The sequence below is a fragment of the Mesorhizobium sp. M7A.F.Ca.US.002.01.1.1 genome, from assembly GCF_004022955.1.
Lineage (GTDB): Bacteria > Pseudomonadota > Alphaproteobacteria > Rhizobiales > Rhizobiaceae > Mesorhizobium > Mesorhizobium ciceri.
Genome location: NZ_RZQE01000027.1, coordinates 1 through 19,096, shown reverse-complemented (window position 1 = coordinate 19,096; position 19,096 = coordinate 1). Strand labels below are relative to the sequence as shown.

The following is a 19,096-nucleotide window of genomic DNA, read 5'->3' as shown; positions in this document are numbered from 1 at the left end:
AGCGCTGCGGTCCGGGAACGAAACCACGGAAATTATTGAGCCGCTGGGGTAGTCACCCCGTGGCAAGAGGAACCTTTCTGTCGACGCCGCGTTTCAGCCGTTGGCTGGGTATATCCCGGCCGCCTTTAGGCTGACCTGGTGGAGCGGGGCATGAGATTTGCAGCGGTGCTGAACCGGGACGGCGGCACTTTGCGCACCACCGACCTCGCTGCTTTCTCCGACAGGATGCATCAGACGTTGGAAACGGCAGGCCACTCGCTCAGCATCGAAATTGTCGCCGGCAAGGATGTGGTGGAGACGCTGGACAACGCCGCTTCGCGTCGCTCGGTCGACATCGTGCTGGCGGCTGGCGGCGACGGGACCATTTCCGCCGCGGCCGCCCGACTGATGGGCACGAAGAAGGCGCTTGCCATATTGCCAGCCGGCACCATGAACCTGTTCGCACGCGGGTTGGGCATTCCGCAGTCGCTCGACGGGGCGCTGAAATCCTTCGCCGACGGCGAAATCATTGCTGTCGATGTGGCGACGGCCAATGGCCAACCTTTCGTGCACCAGTTCTCGATCGGCATGCACGCGAAGATGGTGCAACTGCGCCAGAAGATGGAGTTCGGTTCGCGGTTGGGAAAGATCCGCGCCTCGGCCAAGGCGGCTTGGGCAACGATCAACAATCCACCTGCGATGAATGTGACGCTCAGCATCGGCGATGCCGAAATGGCGGCACGCATCACCGGCATCGGCATCACCAACAACTTATTCGGCGAAGGCCATCTGCCTTATGCCGACAATCCTGCGGGCGGCGTGCTCGGTGTCTATGTCACGGTGGCGAAGCAGCGCGCCGAACTGGTCAAGTTCTTCTTCAACATGGCGCGCGGCAAATGGCGCGACAACGAACATGTCGAAATCCACCAGACAAACAGAACGGTGCTGAAAATCCATTCGGGCAGCCGCAAATTTCGCGCCGTCATGGACGGCGAACTGGTCAGGCTTGACCGTGAAACGGTAATCGAGATCCAGCCTGGCGCACTGAATGTATTGGTTCCGGCGAGCGCGGCCCAGTCGAGAGCCGCCTGATGAGGTGCGACGCAACGGACAGGCCGGCTTTACCCGGCAGGAGCCTGCTCGGTGGTGTTGGGCGGTGTGGGCACATGCTGTTCATCGCTGTTAGGCGCCTTGATCAACACACCATAGATCTCGGCAATGCCCCATGCAGCAAACACCAGAAGCAGTGCGGCGATCAGGATCCGAAATCCATGCCAGCCCCATCGCCCCTGCCGCGCCTTGTTTTCTGGAATGATCTTGGCCATGCTCGATCCCTGTCTCATTCGGCACCAACTGGCGCGCCCGGCAAATCATGGTCGGGTAACGGTTCCTCGCTAGGATGGTTCCGGAAAAGCGTGCTGGCCTTGCACCAGCGCAAGCATGCGGCGACGAAGACCGGGACGAGGCAATTGGGGTGATTGGCAAGACGCAAACAGCACCCGATCTGCCGGCCGAAGTTGCGCTAGCAGTCATGGATGTCGACCGGCTGGCCGTGCTGCACGGATTGGAGATGCTGGATACGGCGGCCGACCCCGATTTCGACCGCGTCAGCAGCCTTGCCGCAGCGGTGATGCAGGTGCCGATGGCCCTGGTCACACTCGTCGACCTTGAACGGCATTGGTTCAAATCCTGCTTCGGCCTGGACGAGACCGAAACCGCGACCAACGTCTCCTTCTGCGCCCATGCGATTGCCGCCGGCGACGAGCCGATGGTGGTCGTGGATGCAACGGCGGACCCCCGTTTCAAGACCAACCCGCTGGTCACCGGAAAGCACCATGTCCGCTTCTATGCCGGCGCGCCGATGATCGTGGCAGGTGCCCGCATCGGCACGCTGTGCGTGCTCGACCGCGAGCCGCATGGTTTTCCATCCCGAGCCGAGCTCGACCAGTTGAAGGCGCTCGCCGGCCTCGCCGCCAGCCTGTTCACCCTAAAGGACGCAACCCGCAGCGGCGCGATCGCCGAGGCCGCACTTGCGCGCGAGGAAAAACGACGCGCCATCGCACTCGATGCGGCCTCGCTCGCCAGCTGGGCATGGGATATCCGCACCGATGTCATCGAATGCGACACATTGATGTCGGAGCTGTTCAACCTGCCGCGCTCCAACCGGCTGCGCGCACGCGACATCCTCACCGCCATCGATCCGCGCGACGTCTACCAGACCGAAACCCGCTTTCGCGACGCCTTGACCGGCAGCGACGACTATTTCGGCGAATACCGGGTGAAGGGCTTTCACCCGCCGCGCTGGCTCGCCACGCGCGGCCGTGTCATCGAGCGTGACGGCGACGGCAAGCCGACATTGATCTTCGGCGTCAATTACGACATCTCCGAGCGCAAGCTCGGCGACGAACGGCAACGGCTGCTGCTGCGTGAACTCAACCATCGCGTCAAGAACACTCTGGCGACCGTCCAGGCGCTGGCAACCCAGACCGTGCGCCATGCCCGCCAGCCAAGCCAGTTCCTCGAGGCCTTCGGCGCCAGGCTTCAGGCCTTGGGCATCGCCCACAATCTGTTGTCGGACCGCGAGTGGCGTGGCATCGGCATCAGTGAACTCGTCCAGATCGAGGTCAGACCTTTCGAAACGGCCGAGCAGCCGCGCATGACGATCTCCGGCGACGACCTGCTGCTGTCGCCCGACCAGGCCGTCGGGCTTGGCCTGATCCTGCATGAACTCGCCAGCAACGCGCTGAAATATGGCTCGCTGTCGGTGCCGTCAGGCAGGGTCGACCTCGGCTGGAGGACGCAAGGCAGGAAGGATGCCCGGCGTCTTGTGCTGACCTGGCGCGAAAGCGGCGGGCCGCAAGTCGCTCCGCCGGATCGGCAAGGCTTCGGCTCTATCCTCATTCGCCGCAGCCTGGCCAAGGTCATTTCCAGCGAAGTGACCCATGAATTCCGGCCGGAAGGCGTGTTTGCCGAAATATCGATGCCCCTGGAAGAGCTGTCGAAGTGATCTCCCAACAGCTCTATGTCCGCTCGCTCTCATCCGGATCGTCGGATTTCACATTCTCGCGGTAGATGGCGTAGGCCGCGAGCGCCACGGCCGGCCCCAGAATGGCGCCGAGACCGCCTTTTCCCTTGAGCAGGCTCGGCAGCACGGCGAGTGCGGCGGTGACGCCGATCGCCTTCATGTCGGCATTGCGGCGCTGCGCCCGGCGCCGGGCGCGCGAACCTGCGGATATCCGGTAGATCAGCAGGATAAGTCCGGCGAGCACCAGGAAACCGGCGCCAAACCCGAGCGCGGCGGCAAGCGAGCCGTAGCGCATCGCCGTCCAGATATAGGCGGCCCCGACCAGAAAGCCGAGACCGCAAAGCGCAGCGGCCATGGCGATCACATAGACGATTGCCGCCGTGCGCGCCCGATGAACGGCCGCCACGGTTTCCCCCGAGGCGAGGCCCGAGATCAGGGTTGCCAACATTCCCATCTGTAGCGCGACTAGCGACGCGCGATGAGCGCGAAAAGGAAGCCGACGCCAGCGGCGATTGCCAGTGACGTCACCGGCTTTTCACGCACGCTTGCCATCATCTGCGCTTCGATGTCCTTGGCATTGCTGCGCAAGCTGTCAAAGGCTGCTTCGCCCTGCGCGCGCAACTGCTCGACCCCTTCTGTCGCTGCACGGCGCGCGGTGCCATAGCCATGCTCGCCGGTCTTGGCCAGTTGTTTGGTGAGCTTGTCGATGTCGGCCTTCAACTGCCTGATGTCGGCTTCCAGGTCCGCATTTGCACGGGCGTCGGTTGCGGTCTTTCCTGCGGCAGTGGCCATGGCTTAACTCCTTGTGATTGCTCGGTTTCAAACGCGCTGCGCGCCTCATGGTTCCGGCACTGCGGACAAAGTAGCCGAAAACGCATCGGCGCGCACCCGATCCGCCGGCTTCGCAAAAAGACGCTTCCTCAGATTAGTGGCCGGCGCGCCTCGCCCAGTCCTTCCCAGCCGGCGAGCCGCTTGAGCCCTTCATTGTCGGAGACCGCGCAGCCGCCGTCGCGCCAGACGATCAGCTTGCGATCCATCAGCTTGCGGATCGTCTTGTTGGTGTGAACCAGCGACAGGCCGAGCGTATCGGCAATGTGCTGCTGCGTGATCGGTATCTGGACGGATTGGCTGCCATTCAGTCCGACGACCTTGGCCCGGCTGCCGATGAAGGCGATGAGATAGGCGGCGCGCTCGATCGCACTGCGGCGCCCGAGGCTGAGCAGATTCTCGTCCAGCATCCGCTCCTCGCGCGATGCGATCCAAGTGATGTCGTAGGCCAGCCCGGGATGATTGCGGTACAGCTCGTGCAGATATTCGCGCTCGAAAACACACAGCAGCATCGGTGAGAGTGCCTCGACGGAATGCTGCATCTCGCCCATCACACTGCCTTGCAGGCCGATCAGATCGCCGGGCATGAGATAATTGAGGATCTGGCGACGGCCATCCCGCAGCAGCTTGTAGCGAAACGCCCAGCCGGAGAGCACGGTGTAGAGATGGGCGCTATGGCTTCCCTCCACCAGCACCGTGTCGCCCTTGTCGACCGCGAGTTCGCCCTTCTTGAATTTGCTGATGAAGGCCAGCTCCTGTTTTTCGAAGTCGCGGAAAACCGGCAACGGCCGCAATGGGCAGTTCTCGCAGGGATATTGGCGGCTGGAGAAAGCGTTATTGTTCTGGACTGACATTTCGCCCCCTTCGAAAGCCCGCTCGACCCCCTTCGAAAGCCGCTCTTGGAGAGCCGCGTTTCAACGCGTTGCAAGGATTGAGGTTCCGCCCGCTGGCCACATGTCTTTTTTAAATGACAGCAAGCCAATTAGCGATCATGACTCCGGCGTTTCAAGGAGTCTTTGCCTGTGCCCACATTGCTTGACGGATTGCGGATTCTCGTTTTGGAGGACGAATTTCTCATCGCCATGGATGTCGAGCAACTTTGCCGCGATCATGGCGCCGATGAGGTGGTGATCGCCCGTGACCTGACCGAGGTCGATGGCCGGGAAGTCGCCACGCGATTCGATGCAGCCATTGTCGACTTGATGCTGGGCGGCGCCTCGACGATCGATTTCGCTTCCGGGCTGCGCGCGGCAGGCATACCTTTCGTGTTTGCGTCCGGCTATTCGGATGCCGATGAAATCAAGGCATCGTTTCCGGGCGTCAGGCTGGTTGGCAAACCCTACTCAGGCGAAGACCTGGTGCAAGCGGTCGCGGCGGCCTGCGGACGCGCTTGAGACGCGATCGCGGTCAGCTCGCCGGCGAACTCGTTACCTGGGCCGAAATCGCGTCCGGACCATACTCGTCCTCACCTGATATTTTCAGGATCTCCTGCAAGCGGGTACGGGCTCGGCTGACGCGGCTCTTGATCGTCCCCACCGCGCAGCCGCAGATCTCCGCGGCCTCCTCGTAGGAGAAACCAGATGCGCCGATGAGGATGATGGCTTCGCGTTGGTCCTCCGGCAACTGCTCCAGCGCCCCGCGAAAGTCCTTCAGGTCGAGTTGACCGTGCTGGGCCGGATGAACGGCAAGCCTGGCCGTCATGATACCGTCGCTGTCCTGCACTTCGCGCCCGCGCTTGCGCATTTGCGAATAGAACTCGTTGCGCAGGATGGTGAAAAGCCAGGCCTTGAGATTGGTGCCGGGCTGGAAGCTCTCATGCTTGTCCCAAGCCTTGACGAGTGTTTCCTGGACGAGGTCGTCGGCTTTATCGGCATTTTGCGTCAGCGACACGGCAAACGCGCGCAGACTTGGGATTGCCCCAAGCAGATCAGTCTTGAAGCCTTGTGAGACCGCGGCCATGCCTCAGTCCTTCTTCTGTGCGGGTTCAGCCTGTTCCAGTTGGCTAAGCAACTGGGAAAAGCGATCCGGCACATCGTCGGAGACCAGCGCGTCGTAATATTGTTTGAGTTTGCGTCCGATTTCGGAGTTCGGCCCAAGAGCGTCACCAGAACCGTTCCGGCGCCTGCTCTCGGCGCCAGTCAGAATATCTTTCGTCATATCCTTCATTTTGCCCTTGTATTCCCAGCGCTCAAGCCGCTCTTACCGTACTCAACACAACGCAAGCGGCGCCCTCGTCTGGTTGCCCATCCCCACCACAAACGCCACTCCCCGGCTTTTGTTCCGTCGAGGTGGAACTTTTTCAAAAAATCCGCGTTATCACGGCTTGCAGTCAGCTTGACCTGCTACGCAATCGCGTCATTCTGAGGGAGACGTCTTACCATGAGCTTATCCGCCACCATCGCACCACATCTGCCCTTCCTGCGCCGCTTCTCGCGGGCTGTTTCCGGGTCGCAAGAGAGTGGTGACGCGCTGGTCGCTGCGATGCTTGAAGCCATCATCGCCGATATCGAGATATTTCCCGAAGCATCGAGCGACCGCATCGCGCTGTACAAGGTTTTCGCCAAGCTTTTCACATCGGTCGCCATCCGCGTTCCACAGGAACAGGCGCAATCGGCGTGGGAACAGCGCACCGCCGCCAATCTGAATGCGATCGCGCCGCGGCCCCGTCAGGCCTTCCTGCTCGTGGCGGTCGAAGGCTTCAGCGAGGAGGAAGCGGCTGAGATCCTTGACGTCGGTGATCAGGAGTTTTCAGAGTTGCTTGCCCAGGCGAGCAACGAGATATCCCGTCAGGTGGCAACCGACGTTCTGATCATCGAGGATGAACCGCTGATCGCCATGGATATCGAAGAAATGGTCGAGAGCCTCGGGCACCGCGTCGTTGGAACGGCGCGCACCCATGCCGAGGCAGTGATGATGTTCGGCAAGACGCGACCGAAGATGGTGCTGGCCGACATCCAGCTTGCCGACGGCAGTTCCGGCATCGAGGCCGTGAACGAAATCCTGTCATCGACGTCGGTGCCGGTCATCTTCATCACCGCCTTCCCCGAGCGCCTGTTGACTGGTGAACGACCGGAACCGGCCTTCCTGGTCACCAAGCCGTTCAATCCCGACATGGTCAAGGCGCTGATCAGCCAGGCACTGTTCTTTGACCGGCAGGCGAAAGCCGCCGCATAGTCGGGAATTGGGAGTGGAGGAATTGACGAACCCAAGGCGATAGCCTCGCTCCCGAATCTCTCCAGATGATCAATTCGTCACTTCGTGCCGCCTGATGCACCCGGGCGGCGAGGTGAATTCCTGCGGTTCCGCTCGAACGATTTGCAAGCACGGTCTTTTTCGGCAAAGGGTGGGAACAAACCGCAACCACCCACGTTTTCATCGCACCATTCGAAGGAGATGGATCATGCTTTACTGGGCGCTCGTATTTCTCGTCGTTGCCATCATCGCCGGCGCGCTTGGTTTCGGCGGCATCGCCGGTACCTCCGCCGGCATAGCGCAGATATTGTTTTTCATCTTCCTCGCCTTCCTGGTCATTTCGCTTCTTGCGGGCCTGTTCAAACGGGCTTCGTAAGGACGGACGGCCGAACACTGGAAGCCGCACCCCTCAAACGGTTTCCAGCCACCGCCGGGCGGTGTCCCTCAAAGGACGCCGTCCGGCGGACCGTTTTTGGCGGCGGGTTTTCCGGAAACCTGTTTGGAACCCATTCAACGATGAGCCGTTCAGCCTGAATTGGGTGGACAGATTGGCCGATGGGTTCCAGGACCGGAAACAGGAAAGACGCCGTGCAAAGCGATGAAGTCATCGCCCTCCATCCCGCCGACAGCGGCATGCAGCTCGGCCGTGCTCTTCTTCACGCGTTGCACAATGCCGGCATTTCCGTTCTCTACCAGGATCGCGAGATGAAAACCGTATGGGCGCGCAACATGCGTGCGCCCTGGGTTTCGGACACCGCCGACAGCATCGGCATCCTGCCGGAGGCGCAGGCCGACCGCATCGGCGCGGCCAAGCGCGACGTCATTGCATCCGGCAACCCCCAACGTCTCGAGATCAGCGTTCCCGTCGAGGATGGCAGCCGCTGGTTCGAAGTGTGGATCGATGCCGATCACGGCGATGGTGGCACCGTGCAAGGCGTCGTCACCACGATGGTCGAGACGACGGAGCAGAAGCGCCGCGAGCAGACCCTGACGACGCTGTTGCGAGAGGTGAGCCATCGCTCGAAAAACCTGCTGGCGATCATCCAGAGCATAGCCACCCAGACCGGCCGCTACTCCGACAGCATCGGCGATTTCCTGACACGCTTTCGCGGCCGGCTGCAATCGCTGGCCTCGTCCCAGGATCTCGTGACCTCTTCCAACTGGCGGGGTGCAGCACTTCGCGAACTCGTGTCGGGCCAGGTTGGCCGCTATGGCGGCGATCCGGTTCGCAGCCTGAGGTTTCAGGGGGCAAACCCCTATCTCAATCCCAACGCTGCCTTGCATATCGGCCTTGCGATGCATGAACTCGCCGTCAATTCGGTGAGCTACGGCGCCCTGTCGCGGCCCGGCGGGTACGTCAATGTTACAGCCAACCTGACCGCCGACGACACGGGAACCTCCCTGTCCCTGACATGGGCGGAGGCAATCGGCGCCAGTGATGTCAGGCGTAGCGAGAAGCGCTTCGGCAGCGTCGCACTCGAACGGGTCGTGCCGGCGTCACTGAACGGAACGGCGACGCTCGAAATCGCGGCTGGCCGCCTTGAATACCGCCTTGTCGTTCCGCACGGCAATTTCGAGACGGATTGAGCGACCTTCCTTAACCCGCCGTTCACCATAAAAGCAGATGCTGTTTTTCCCAGATACCGCTGGAACTTGTTGCATCACCGAACATTTCCGCAGCAGGATTTGCAGTATGGTGGGAGGAATGCCTTGACGGTTGCCGACATGAACAGACTGGAGCAGGCCGCCCGGATTTCCATGGGCGAGTTTGAGGACTCCGAGGCTTCCGCGCCACCGCTGGCTCCTGTTCCCAACGGAGCTTTGCGCCTTGTTGCGCTGGCCTTGGTGGCGGTGATCATGGCGGTCGCCCTGCACCAACTGGTCTACTAGGCCACGTCGTTTCGGCCGGTGGCCGAATCGGCTGTAGCGCCATCTTATTTCCCCGGCCGATCAAGCCAGCCAGGAACTTTGGCGAATGTAGACCGTTACTATGGCGAGAGGACTTCTCGCCATGGAACATATCGCTGCATTGTTGCTGGTCATCGGTTGCTCGAACACGATGGCCGACTGCCGTGAACTCCAGGTGCCCGTAAGCGTTTTCGCGACGGCCGAGCAATGCGTGGCCGAACGCCCATTCGTCTTGGGCGACGTGCAAGGGCAGGCTGACCACATCGTCGCCAAATGCCTTGCGGTCGATCCGGCGCTTGAGGACGACTATGATCAGATCGTCTGGAATGTGCGCGCCGATGGTACGCTTGACGCGTCTTTGGCAATTTCCAGCCTGGTAATGGCATCGAACACGATACGCCCAGAAAAAGACTATCTTCACCAACAATAGATTGCAGCAGCAAAGGCCGTCATTTCATGCTAAATGGCGGCTGGAGCTTACTAAAGTGAGGACACAAAGTGAGGAGTGACTCTATGCGGAAGATGATTATTGCCCTGGTTGCGGTGGTCGCGGTCAGCGGCTGCACCTCGACTGAGAAGGACGTGGTTGGCGGCGGCTTGATCGGCGCCGGTGTCGGCGGCTTGGTCGGCGGCGGTAAGGGCGCGCTGATCGGCGCGGCCGTGGGTGCCGGTTCCGGCCTGCTGGTGCGCAACCTGCGCAACGGCTATTGCCAATATCGCGATCATCGCGGCCGGATCTACACGGCTCGCTGCAACTAATTCGGCGATAATCGAAACGTCGATCCGGAGGCCGGTCCGCCGGCTTCCGGGTTTTTGATGTCTGGATGCTTCCCCCTTGTCGGCAACGGTCGCGCTCAATTGGCGAGTGGAATTTTGATTTCCACGTTCAGCCCATTGGCTTGGTAATCCCGTTTGATCGTACCGCGCAATTCGCGCGTCACGTTGAGGTCGATCAGCTTGGTGCCGAATCCGGTCTCGGCGGGCGCTTCAAGTTTCTTCTGCCCGTTTTCGCGCCAGTTGAGAGCCAGCATCCTGTCGCGCCCTCGGCCTTCGAGCGACCAGTCCACCTTCAGCGCCCCAACGGAATTGCCGGCCTCGCCGTATTTCAGCGCATTCGTCGCCAGTTCGTGGAAGGTCAGGCCGAGCGCTTGCGTCGTGGTTTCGTCGAGCAGCACCTGTGGTCCCGACAACAGCTCATCGGGCAGCTCCTTGCCGAACACCTGACCCAGCTCGATGCGCAGGAGATCGCCAAGATCGGCCTTCTGCCAGCGTGAGCGCGTCAGCATGTCCTGGGAGGCCGCCATCGCCTGCAGCCTGGCCGAGAAGGACGCTGAAAACTCGTTGACGTCGGTCGCCCGCGATGCCGTCTGACGCGCGATCGCCAGCACCCTGGTGATCGAATTCTTGATGCGATGCTTCATCTCCTGCAGCATCAGGTCTTTTTCGATCAGGCTCTTTTCCGTCGTTTCGTGCAATCGCGACGCTGCCTCATAGGCCCGCTCCTGATAGCGCGCCACAAGCGCGATTGCGCCCGCCAACAGCAGGCCGAACAGCCCCAGCATCACCGGAATGGCGCGCGACGACGGCTGCGAGAAGGCGCTTGTCGGCCGGAACAGGACAGTCCATGGCTGTCCGGCGACGATGATCTTTCGCGTGACCAGCAGCCTGTTCCCGAAAGTGGAAGCCGGCGGCGTCTCCGACCGGAACAACAGATTGTCGCCGTTCACGGCACCATCGCCATCATAGATTTCGGTGTTGACCGGCAAAAGCGGCGACCGGCTGAGCGCGGTCTGGAACAGATCGCGAGCCCGAAAGGCCGCATAGAGAAAACCTGATGTCGAGGATCTCGAAGCATTGATGACGTCGGGAGCGGTTTCGACATTGAGCCGCACGAAAACGAAGAAGCCGGTGAACGTCTGCGCGGCGCCCGTGTCCTGGCCTAGCTGCACCAGCCCGCTGGCATGCTGCTGGTCGTCGGACATCGCCTTTTCGATCGCCGCACGCCGCACCGGTTCGCTGAACATGTCGTAGCCGATGCCGGCTTGATTGGATGGATCCAGCGGTTCGAACAGCACGATAGGGGTGCGCCAGGGTTGCGTGGTATCCGGGTAGATTGGATGACTGACGCCATAATCGTGCAGCATGTCGCGTTCGACCGTCGCCTCGTCGCCCGTCTTTGCCAGCCTGAGGAAGCCGATACCGCGCAAGCCGGCGAAATTCTTGTCGACATCGAGCGCGGTGAAGAAGGCCTTGAACTCATTGCGAGAAATATCGCCATTGCGGGCGTCGAACAGGGCCTGCGTCGAGCGCAGCAGCGACAGATGCAGGTCGATGCGGCTCTCGATCCGGTTGAGCGCATCGTCGGCAGTCGCCTCGAACTTGATGCGCGCGGCTTCCTGCGTGGCGAAGTAGGCAAAACCTGCCATCACCATGCTGATCAGCGCGACGGCGATAAAGGCGATGATCGGGAAAAGCTTCTTCAACGGATCGTGCGGTCCCTGAGCAATGTCGGACCTTTATGCGCAAGTCGCCCTGCCAACACAATGCCAAGGCCAAGCCATCCCTACGGCTGGCATATCACGTGTCCGGCAACCGCGATCTGGCTTGATCTCAGGCCGCGATCTTCAGCGCGCCCGGTCCGGGAATGGCGCCTGGCGGGCATTTGCCCAGAATGATCATGCCCAGCACCTCGTCCTGGGTGACATCAGTGGTGCGGGCGGTGCCGACCACCTGGCCGTTCTTCATGACGCAGACCCGGTCGGCAAGCTCGAACACATCGTGGATGTCGTGGCTGATCAGGAAGATGCCGATGCCGTCGGACTTGAGCTGCTTGACCAGTTCGCCGACCTGCGCCGTTTCCTGCGGACCAAGTGCGGCCGTCGGCTCGTCCATGATCAGGATGCGGGCGTTGAACAGGATCGCACGCGCGATCGCCACCGATTGCCGCTGGCCGCCCGACAGCTTGATCACCGGCTCCTTGAAACGCTGGAACCGGGGATTGAGCCGACCCATCACCTTGCGCGCCTCGGCCTCCATGGCAACGTCGTCGAGCGTGCCCCAGGCGGTCATCAACTCGCGGCCGAGGAACAGATTGGCGGCGGCGTCGACATTGTCGGCCAACGCCAGCGTCTGGTAGATCGTCTCGATGCCGTATTTCTTGGCGTCGCGCGGGTTGGAGATCGATGCCTCCTCGCCGTTGACGAAGATCTGGCCCGAATCGCGCTTGTAGGCGCCGGACAGGATCTTGATCAATGTCGACTTGCCGGCGCCATTATGGCCGAGCAGCGCCACGACCTCGCCGGGGAAAAGATCGATCGAGGCGTCGTCGACGGCGCGGATGCCGCCAAACGCGATCGAGATGTTCCTCATGTCGATCAGCGCGGTGGCTGCAGGAGCAGTCTTGTCAGTCATGGCATGCCCTCCTAGACGCGCTTGCGATAGACGGTGTCGAGCCACACGGCGATCACCAGTACGGCGCCGACGACGATGCTCTGCAGCGGCGAGTCGACACCAAGCAGCACCATGCCGGACTGCAGCGACTGCATCAGCAGGGCGCCGAGCATGGCGCCGATGATCGTTCCCGACCCGCCGGCTAGCGATGTGCCACCGATCACGGCGGCTGCAATGACGAGCAGCTCGTCGAGCGTTCCAAGCACGTTGGTGGCCGAATTCTGCCGGGCCGAGGAGATCGCCGCGGCAATCGTGGCCAGCACGCCCATGATCATGAACACCTTCATGGTGATCCAGCGCGTGTTGATGCCGGCGAGATTGGCCGCCTCGGGATTGCCGCCGATGGCGAAGACATAGCGGCCGAAACGGGTGCGGTTGGTGATGAAGGTCATGACCAGCCCGACGGCGACCGCCATCAGCACCGGTATGGCGATACCGTGGGCGATGAACAGGCCGCCTTCGGGAACGGTGATGTTGTTGGCGGCCGCATATCTGTTCACGATGCCGATCGGCCAGGGGTAGGAGTTGGCGAGCCAGACCGCACCCATGATGGCGCCGCAGGTGACGACACCGAGCAGCGCCTCGGCCCAGATCGGACGTAGCGGAAAACGGAAACGCTTGCGCTGCACCCGCCCGTTGAACAGCCCAAACACCACGGCGAGGCAGGCGACGATCCCGACAACCCAGCTCCAGGTTGCGCCGATCGATCCCGCCGGCCCGCCGCCCATCAGCTGAAAGGTGGCGTTAAGCGGCGCCACGGTCTGGCCTGATGTGACCCACCAGGCAGCACCGCGCCAGACCAGCAGGCCGCCCAGCGTCACGATAAAGGCGGGCACTTCGAGATAGGCGATGACGAAGCCTTGAAAGGCGCCGATCAACAGGCCGAGCGCCAGGCCGATGACCAGCGCCAGGACCCAGATCCACGGATTGCCGAGTTCGAGCCCGACAAAACGCACCAGGAAATGCACCTGGGCAAATCCCATCACCATGCCGATCAGGCCCTCGGCGGAACCGACCGACAGGTCGATGTTGCGCATGACGATGACCAGCACCATGCCGCAGGCCATGATGGCGACCGCGGATGTCTGCACCGACAGGTTCCACAGATTGCGCGGCGTGAGAAAGGTGCGGCTGTCGAAATCGAGCGGGTTGACGCCGAGGCGCAGGCTGGAAATGACATGCAGCCCAATCCAGATGACCAGCAGCGCGCCGATCATGCCGAGCATCCGGGTGTCGATCTCGGTCGCCTTCAGGAACCGGGCGACGGCGCCGAGTTCCGACGCGCGCGCCGTATCGGCCTGCGGGTTGGACGTCGTGTCGGTCATGATTTCCTCCCACCGGCTGGCCGTCTGACGCGCATGCCGGAGCCCAGCCTAGAAGCTATCCGCATGATGCGGAAACACAATTCTTTGAGAAAACGCCGCGGCTTTTGGGCCGCGGCGTTCAGATATTTCGAAGTGGTCCGGATCAGTTACAGGCCGCGACGGTGCCGGCAGCGACACCCGCGCAGACTTCGTCCTTCTTGATCCAGCCAGCGTCGATGACGACGTTGAGATTGTCCTTGGTGATGGCAACCGGAGTCAGGAACAGCGACTTGACGGTGTTGCCGCCCGGCGTCGTGAAGTCCTTGGCGCCGGCGATGTCGCTCGTCTTCTTGCCGTCGGCCAGTTGCGAGGCGATCTCGGCGGCATTCTTGCCGAGCTCGCGCGCGTCCTTCCACACCGACACGGTTTGCGTGCCCAGGGCGATGCGGTTCAGCGCGGCGTGGTCGCCGTCCTGCCCCGAGACCGGCACGGTGCCGGCCAAGCCTTGAGCCGTCAGCGCCGCGACGACGCCACCGGCAGTGCCGTCATTGGCCGCGACCACCGCGTCGACCTTGTTGTCGTTGGCGGTCAGGAACTGTTCCATGTTCTTCTGGGCGTTGGCGGGCAGCCAGCCATCCGTGTAGGCTTCGCCGACATTCTTGATCTTGCCGCTGTCAATGGCTTCCTTGAGCACTTCCATCGAGCCCGAGAACAGGAAGTCGGCATTGGGATCGGCACCGGAGCCCTTGATGAAGACGTAGTTGCCTTCCGGCTTGACCTTGAACACTTCGCGGGCCTGCATGCGGCCGACTTCCTTGTTGTCGAAGGTCAGATAGAAAACGTCCTTGTTCTCGATCAACCGGTCATAGCCGACGACCGGAATGCCTTCGTCCAGCGCCTTCTGCACGGCCGGGCCGATGGCCGAAGCATCCTGCGCCAGGATGATCAGGGAATTGGCGCCCTGCGAGATCAGGCTTTCGACGTCGGTAAGCTGCTTGCCGGGATTGGACTGCGCATCGGCGGAGATGTACTTGTCGCCGGCGGCCTCGATCGCCGTCTTCATGGCGGCCTCGTCGGTCTTCCAGCGTTCCTCCTGGAAATTGGACCACGAAACGCCGACGACCTTGTCCTTCGCCTGCGCGACAGACGCGAGCGTCAGCGACATGGCGGCACCCGCCAGGATGGCGGCTGTGAATCTTTTCATATTATCCTCCCTGCGCCGCGTATGGCGCGACCAAACTGGCCCGAGGGCCGGCACAGAGGCCCTATTTTTTCGAGCCTCGAAAAAATACTGGGCCAACGCCCGAACGCTGTCAACATCGATTCTGATGGATTTTGATGTCGTCTCGAATTTTTTTCGGGCCTCGGAATAAATAAATGACACGGCGCGCGGCTTCTGCCAGTATTTGACCGCGTCACCGACAGCGTTCCAGGGCAGGAAGAACCGCGGCGACCGGGAGGATATGAAAGAGCATGTCGGTCGGAATCCGCCACGACGATTTGCGCCGCCGCAACCGCGCGATGGTGATCGCCGCGGTGCGCCGCGCCGGACAGCCGTCGCGCACCGAGATCGCCGCAACCACAAGCCTCAGCCATTCGACGATCTCGGCGATCTCATCCGACCTGATCGTCGAAGGCATCCTGACCGAAAGCAAGCCGAGCGAGGCCGGCTCGCTCAAACGCGGCCGTCCGCAGGTCGGCCTCAGCCTCAATCCGGAAGCGGCCGCGGTAATGACCGTGGTGCTGTCGCTGAACTTCCTCTCGGTCGCCGTCATCGACTATGCCGGCCAGGTAATATCCGAGGAACAGCGTCGGCTCGACACGCTGACGATGTCGCGCGACTCGCTGATCGGTGAGTGCACGGCAATCGTGCGGCGCCGCCTGGAAGATCCCGACCTGGACGTGCGCAGCATCGCTCGTATCGCGCTGGCCGTCCAGGGCATCACCGACACCCGTGCCCGCGCCATGCTGTGGTCGCCGATCACGCCGCACACCGACATCGCCTTCGCCGACATATTCGAAGAGGAGTTCGGCGTCCCCGCCATTATGGAGAACGACTGCAACATGATGGCGGTGGCGCTGCGCTGGCGCGATCCCGATCGTTACCGCGACGATTTCATCGCTATCCTTTTGTCGCACGGCATCGGCATGGGGCTGGTGCTGAAGGGCGAATTGTTCACCGGCACCCATTCCTCGGGCGGCGAATTCGGCCACATGATTCATCGGCCGAACGGGGCGCTGTGTCGCTGCGGACGGCGCGGCTGCGTCGAAGCCTATGCCGGCAATTATGCCATCTGGCGCAACGCGCGGCAGATGGGCGAGGATGCAGAACCCGTCGCCGATGTCAGCGACGCCGACATGCGCGCCCTGGCTGCCGCCGCCCGCGAGAGGGACGGACCGGAGCGGGAAGCCTACCGCAAGGCTGGCGAAGCGCTCGGCTACGGCCTCGGCAGCCTGTTCGCGCTGATCGATCCGGCCCCCGTCGCCATGGTCGGCGTCAGCGCCGCCGCCTTCGACCTGATCGAGCCGGCATTGCGGCAAGCGATTGCCCAGACCGCCGGCGGCCAGCATTCCAAGTCGATTTCCTTCGACACCGAGCCGAACGAACTGCCGCTGATCCGCGAAGGCTGCGCCATGCGGGCGCTGATCTTCGTCGATCAGGAGATTTTTGCGCCGGGCGTGCAGGCGAGATCCGGTCTCGGCGGCAAGAACGTGGCGTGAGTTCAAACGAGGGAGTTCAGTCCTCGCGAATGGCGTAACCCGCCCCACGGATGGTGCGGATGACATCGGGCATACGGCCGTTGTTGACCGCCTTGCGCAGCCGGCCGACATGCACATCGACCGTGCGTTCGTCGATGTAGATCGTCTCGCCCCAGACATTGTCGAGCAGTTGGCTGCGCGAGAACACGCGGCCTGGATGGCGCATCATGAATTCAAGCAGGCGGAATTCCGTCGGCCCGAGCCGGATTTCGCTCTTCTTGCGATAGACACGGTGCGATTCGCGATCGAGCACGATATCGCCGACCTTGAGCACGCTGGACAGCACTTCCGGCTTGGCCCGGCGCAGCAGCGCCTTGACCCTGGCCATGAACTCCGGCGTCGAGAAAGGCTTGACCAGATAGTCGTCGGCACCGGTCGAGAGGCCGCGCACGCGGTCGCTTTCCTCGCCTCGCGCGGTCAGCATGATGATCGGCAGCCGCTCGGTCTCGGGACGCATCCTTAGCCGGCGGCAGAGTTCGATACCGGAAACCGCAGGCACCATCCAGTCGAGCACCAGAAGGTCTGGAACGTTCTCCTGCAGCCGGATTTCGGCCTCGTCGCCGCGCGTCACCACCTCGACCTGGTAACCTTCGGATTCGAGATTGTAGCGGAGCAGCACGCCTAGCGGCTCCTCATCCTCCACCACCATGATGCGTGGCGCGATCATCGGCTGGTCACCCCTGTCATGCCGCTGGCGCGGACATTGCCGTCTCGTCCTGCTTCGGACGATTGGCTGGCAACTGCGTGCCGGTCAAAACATAATAGGCATTTTCGGCGATGTTGGTCACGTGGTCGCCGATCCGCTCGAGGTTCTTGGCGCAAAACAACAGGTGCGTGCACGCCGTGATGTTGCGCGGATCTTCCATCATGTAGGTCAGCAGTTCGCGGAACACCGATGTGTATTTGACGTCGATGCGTTCATCATTGTTTCTGAGCGTGGCAAGCGCTGCCGCGTCAGCGGCGGCATACTCGTCGACGACCCCCTGCACCTGGATCAGCACCAGCTGCGCCATCGCGTCGATCGAATGCGAAAGGTCGTGCGGCGTGACGCTCAGCCCGACAGTGCCGACGCGCTTGGCGATGTTCTTGGCAAGGTCACCGATGCGCTCGAGGTCGCCGGCCATGCGGATCGAACCGACTACCGCACGCAGATCGTTGGCCATTGGCTGGCGCTTGGCGATCAGCGTGATAGCACGATCGTCCAGCTCGCGCTGGCGTGCATCCATGATGGCGTCGTCGGAAACCACCCGCTGCGCCAGCGCATTGTCCGAATTGAGCAAAGCCCTGGTCGAGCCACCGACCATCGAGCGGGCGAGATCGCCCATGTCGCGGATCAGCTGGCTGATCTGCTCCAGATCCTCATCGAAAGATGCGACGGTATGTTCACCCATGATCTTCGTCCCTCATATGCCAGAGATCAGCCGAACCGGCCGGTGATGTAGTCCTGGGTGCGTTTGTCGTCGGGGGTGGTGAACATCTTGTCGGTGGCGCCCTCCTCGACCAGATAGCCAAGATGAAACATCGCGGTGCGCTGCGACACGCGCGCTGCCTGCTGCATCGAATGGGTGACGATGACGATCGTATAGTTCTGACGCAGTTCGTCGATAAGTTCCTCGACGCGAGCGGTGGCGATCGGGTCGAGCGCCGAACACGGTTCGTCCATCAGGATCACCTCGGGTGACACGGCGATGGCGCGTGCAATGCACAGGCGCTGCTGCTGGCCACCGGAAAGACCCGTGCCAGGTTCCTGCAAACGGTCCTTGACCTCGTTCCAGATCGCCGCCTTCTTCAGGCTGGACTCGACGATCTGATCCATGTCGGCCTTGCGCTTGGCCAATCCGTGGATGCGCGGACCATAGGCGACGTTCTCGTAGATCGACTTTGGGAACGGATTGGGTTTCTGGAACACCATGCCGACGCGCGCCCTGAGTTCGACGACATCGATGTTCTTGTCGTAGATGTCCTCTTCGTCGAGCGTGATCTTGCCGGTTACCCGTGCTGAATCGATGGTGTCGTTCATGCGGTTGAGGCAGCGCAGGAAGGTGGACTTGCCGCAGCCGGAGGGGCCGATCAGCGCCGTCACCTGGTTCAGGCGGACGTCGAGATCGACGTCGAACAGCGCCTGCTTCTCGCCGTAGAACACGCCGACCTTGTCGCCGCGCATTTTTATCACTTCGTTCGACTTCATCTTGTCGCCCACTGCGTTTTCAAGGGACTGTTCGGTCATGATGTTCATACCAAAATGCCTTTTTTCTACCAGCGCCGCTCGAACCGACGCCGAAGCACGATCGCGGTGATGTTCATGGCCATGAGGAAGACGAGCAGGATGATGATGGCGCCGGACATACGCTCGACGAAGGCGCGTTCGGCCTCGTTCGCCCACATATAGATCTGCACCGGCAGCGCGGTGGCCGGATCGAAAGGCGTCGTCGGTGGATCGGCGACGAAGGCGACCATGCCGATCAACAGCAGCGGCGCGGTTTCGCCGAGCGCGCGCGCAAGACCGATGATGGTGCCGGTGAGGATGCCGGGCGCGGCAAGCGGCAGGATGTGCTGGAACACCATCTGCATCTTGGAGGCGCCAAGACCGAGAGCTGCCGAGCGGATCGACGGCGGCACCGCAGCAAGCGCGGCGCGCGTCGCGATGATG

The 19,096-nt window shown here is 62.1% G+C and carries 24 protein-coding genes; 10 read left to right on the top strand and 14 right to left on the bottom strand.

From position 1 onward, the window contains the following. Window positions 1-150: 150 nt before the first annotated feature. The gene (locus EN932_RS05525) at window positions 151-1,071 is read left to right on the top strand and encodes a diacylglycerol kinase family protein (protein ID WP_127368354.1); all 921 of its coding nucleotides are present in this window, start codon (window positions 151-153) and stop codon (window positions 1,069-1,071) included. Window positions 1,072-1,100: 29 nt separating this feature from the next. Here EN932_RS05525 and EN932_RS05520 read toward each other — a convergent pair whose 3' ends face one another. After that, a complete protein-coding gene (locus EN932_RS05520) occupies window positions 1,101-1,304 on the bottom strand; it encodes a hypothetical protein (RefSeq protein WP_013529290.1) in 204 nt (67 codons plus the stop codon). Between the two features lie 206 nt (window positions 1,305-1,510). Here EN932_RS05520 and EN932_RS05515 point away from each other — a divergent pair, with 206 nt between their 5' ends. Continuing rightward, window positions 1,511-2,986: an HWE histidine kinase domain-containing protein gene (locus tag EN932_RS05515; RefSeq protein ID WP_164753653.1), complete on the top strand. Its 1,476-nt coding sequence runs from the start codon at window positions 1,511-1,513 to the stop codon at window positions 2,984-2,986. Window positions 2,987-2,999: 13 nt separating this feature from the next. On the opposite strand, the gene EN932_RS05510 is transcribed toward EN932_RS05515, so the two are convergent. From EN932_RS05510 to EN932_RS05500, 3 genes are all read right to left on the bottom strand, one after another. Next, window positions 3,000-3,458 carry a hypothetical protein gene (locus EN932_RS05510; protein WP_013529288.1) on the bottom strand — a complete coding sequence of 153 codons (459 nt, stop codon included), beginning with the start codon at window positions 3,456-3,458 and terminating at the stop codon, window positions 3,000-3,002. A gap of 11 nt (window positions 3,459-3,469) precedes the next feature. Continuing rightward, window positions 3,470-3,796, bottom strand: coding sequence for a DUF883 family protein (locus EN932_RS05505; RefSeq protein WP_013529287.1), 327 nt, complete (start codon window positions 3,794-3,796; stop codon window positions 3,470-3,472). Between the two features lie 128 nt (window positions 3,797-3,924). Continuing rightward, window positions 3,925-4,686: a Crp/Fnr family transcriptional regulator gene (locus tag EN932_RS05500; RefSeq protein WP_063173193.1), complete on the bottom strand. Its 762-nt coding sequence runs from the start codon at window positions 4,684-4,686 to the stop codon at window positions 3,925-3,927. Between the two features lie 168 nt (window positions 4,687-4,854). Between EN932_RS05500 and EN932_RS05495 the strand changes: the two genes are divergently transcribed. Further along, window positions 4,855-5,226, top strand: a complete 372-nt coding sequence (locus EN932_RS05495) for a response regulator (RefSeq protein ID WP_027163154.1) — start codon at window positions 4,855-4,857, stop codon at window positions 5,224-5,226. Window positions 5,227-5,239: 13 nt separating this feature from the next. On the opposite strand, the gene EN932_RS05490 is transcribed toward EN932_RS05495, so the two are convergent. After that, window positions 5,240-5,791 carry an RNA polymerase sigma factor gene (locus EN932_RS05490; RefSeq protein ID WP_013529285.1) on the bottom strand — a complete coding sequence of 184 codons (552 nt, stop codon included), beginning with the start codon at window positions 5,789-5,791 and terminating at the stop codon, window positions 5,240-5,242. A 3-nt stretch (window positions 5,792-5,794) separates the two neighbouring features. Further along, window positions 5,795-5,998: a NepR family anti-sigma factor gene (locus EN932_RS05485; RefSeq protein ID WP_032809255.1), complete on the bottom strand. Its 204-nt coding sequence runs from the start codon at window positions 5,996-5,998 to the stop codon at window positions 5,795-5,797. A gap of 213 nt (window positions 5,999-6,211) precedes the next feature. On the opposite strand from EN932_RS05485, the gene EN932_RS05480 reads away from it, so the two are divergent. The 6 genes from EN932_RS05480 to EN932_RS05455 all read left to right on the top strand — a co-directional run bounded on the left by EN932_RS05480 (window position 6,212) and on the right by EN932_RS05455 (window position 9,691). Beyond that, on the top strand, window positions 6,212-7,006 hold the full coding sequence (locus tag EN932_RS05480; RefSeq protein WP_013529283.1) for a response regulator: 795 nt from the start codon (window positions 6,212-6,214) through the stop codon (window positions 7,004-7,006). Between the two features lie 226 nt (window positions 7,007-7,232). Next, on the top strand, window positions 7,233-7,400 hold the full coding sequence (locus EN932_RS05475; protein ID WP_013529282.1) for a DUF1328 domain-containing protein: 168 nt from the start codon (window positions 7,233-7,235) through the stop codon (window positions 7,398-7,400). Between the two features lie 179 nt (window positions 7,401-7,579). Next, window positions 7,580-8,611: a sensor histidine kinase gene (locus EN932_RS05470; protein WP_063169141.1), complete on the top strand. Its 1,032-nt coding sequence runs from the start codon at window positions 7,580-7,582 to the stop codon at window positions 8,609-8,611. 123 nt (window positions 8,612-8,734) lie between these two features. Further along, entirely contained in the window at window positions 8,735-8,914 is a 180-nt protein-coding gene (locus EN932_RS05465) for a hypothetical protein (protein WP_013529280.1), read from the top strand. A 121-nt stretch (window positions 8,915-9,035) separates the two neighbouring features. Further along, window positions 9,036-9,362 (top strand): hypothetical protein, encoded by a 327-nt coding sequence (locus EN932_RS05460; RefSeq protein ID WP_013529279.1) that lies wholly within the window; start codon window positions 9,036-9,038, stop codon window positions 9,360-9,362. Between the two features lie 83 nt (window positions 9,363-9,445). Continuing rightward, window positions 9,446-9,691: a YMGG-like glycine zipper-containing protein gene (locus tag EN932_RS05455; RefSeq protein ID WP_013529278.1), complete on the top strand. Its 246-nt coding sequence runs from the start codon at window positions 9,446-9,448 to the stop codon at window positions 9,689-9,691. Between the two features lie 95 nt (window positions 9,692-9,786). On the opposite strand, the gene EN932_RS05450 is transcribed toward EN932_RS05455, so the two are convergent. From EN932_RS05450 to xylF, 4 genes are all read right to left on the bottom strand, one after another. Beyond that, window positions 9,787-11,415 carry a CHASE domain-containing protein gene (locus tag EN932_RS05450; protein WP_127369333.1) on the bottom strand — a complete coding sequence of 543 codons (1,629 nt, stop codon included), beginning with the start codon at window positions 11,413-11,415 and terminating at the stop codon, window positions 9,787-9,789. A gap of 127 nt (window positions 11,416-11,542) precedes the next feature. Beyond that, on the bottom strand, window positions 11,543-12,343 hold the full coding sequence (locus EN932_RS05445) for an ATP-binding cassette domain-containing protein (RefSeq protein WP_013529276.1): 801 nt from the start codon (window positions 12,341-12,343) through the stop codon (window positions 11,543-11,545). Window positions 12,344-12,354: 11 nt separating this feature from the next. Beyond that, window positions 12,355-13,707 carry a sugar ABC transporter permease gene (locus EN932_RS05440; protein WP_013529275.1) on the bottom strand — a complete coding sequence of 451 codons (1,353 nt, stop codon included), beginning with the start codon at window positions 13,705-13,707 and terminating at the stop codon, window positions 12,355-12,357. Window positions 13,708-13,849: 142 nt separating this feature from the next. After that, window positions 13,850-14,890, bottom strand: a complete 1,041-nt coding sequence (gene xylF / locus EN932_RS05435) for a D-xylose ABC transporter substrate-binding protein (protein ID WP_013529274.1) — start codon at window positions 14,888-14,890, stop codon at window positions 13,850-13,852. Between the two features lie 269 nt (window positions 14,891-15,159). On the opposite strand from xylF, the gene EN932_RS05430 reads away from it, so the two are divergent. Continuing rightward, window positions 15,160-16,407: an ROK family protein gene (locus EN932_RS05430; protein ID WP_127369808.1), complete on the top strand. Its 1,248-nt coding sequence runs from the start codon at window positions 15,160-15,162 to the stop codon at window positions 16,405-16,407. A 16-nt stretch (window positions 16,408-16,423) separates the two neighbouring features. On the opposite strand, the gene phoB is transcribed toward EN932_RS05430, so the two are convergent. The 4 genes from phoB to EN932_RS05410 form a co-directional block, all read right to left on the bottom strand. Then, window positions 16,424-17,113, bottom strand: a complete 690-nt coding sequence (phoB, locus tag EN932_RS05425; RefSeq protein WP_010911896.1) for a phosphate regulon transcriptional regulator PhoB — start codon at window positions 17,111-17,113, stop codon at window positions 16,424-16,426. 16 nt (window positions 17,114-17,129) lie between these two features. Next, complete coding sequence (gene phoU, locus EN932_RS05420) at window positions 17,130-17,837, bottom strand: phosphate signaling complex protein PhoU (RefSeq protein ID WP_013529272.1); 708 nt, start codon at window positions 17,835-17,837, stop codon at window positions 17,130-17,132. Between the two features lie 26 nt (window positions 17,838-17,863). Beyond that, window positions 17,864-18,682 (bottom strand): phosphate ABC transporter ATP-binding protein PstB, encoded by an 819-nt coding sequence (gene pstB, locus EN932_RS05415; RefSeq protein WP_013529271.1) that lies wholly within the window; start codon window positions 18,680-18,682, stop codon window positions 17,864-17,866. Window positions 18,683-18,699: 17 nt separating this feature from the next. Further along, window positions 18,700-19,096, bottom strand: a 397-nt coding sequence (locus EN932_RS05410) for an ABC transporter permease subunit (protein ID WP_128368757.1), incomplete at its 5' end; no start/stop codon positions are given.